This window comes from Christiangramia aquimixticola (assembly GCF_048285835.1).
Classification (GTDB): domain Bacteria; phylum Bacteroidota; class Bacteroidia; order Flavobacteriales; family Flavobacteriaceae; genus Christiangramia; species Christiangramia aquimixticola.
Window position 1 is genome coordinate 1 of sequence record NZ_JBLVTL010000094.1, and the last position, 345, is coordinate 345.

The window sequence follows — 345 nt, forward strand, 5'->3', positions numbered from 1 at the left end:
CTTTTTTCAGGAAATACTGAGCAACAAGCAGTTGAAAAGGATAAATAAACTCCTGAAAGGACTTTCTAAATCAGGTCAAAAAGGCTTGGCTTGGCTCGTAGATCCTGAGAAATACCAAGAATCCCCACAGTTGGAATGGATTGAAAATTCTGGATTGGATTTGATTTTGGTAGGTGGAAGCAGCGGAAATGCTGAAGCTCTTGACTTTACCATCCGATCACTGAAAGCCCTCTCGGGAAAAATTCCCATCTGTATATTTCCAGGCTCCAAGGATCAGGTATCTGAACATGCCGACGGGATATTGTTCCTTTCCCTTATTTCAGGGACCAATCCAGAGTATCTCAT

General features: G+C 42.3%; 1 protein-coding gene. It reads left to right on the top strand.

Annotated elements, in window-relative coordinates; translation table 11 throughout:
- Positions 1 to 31: 31 nt before the first annotated feature.
- Positions 32 to 345 (top strand): geranylgeranylglyceryl/heptaprenylglyceryl phosphate synthase (locus tag ACNKXV_RS13655; protein ID WP_417908274.1); only part of this gene is annotated, 314 nt, incomplete at its 3' end.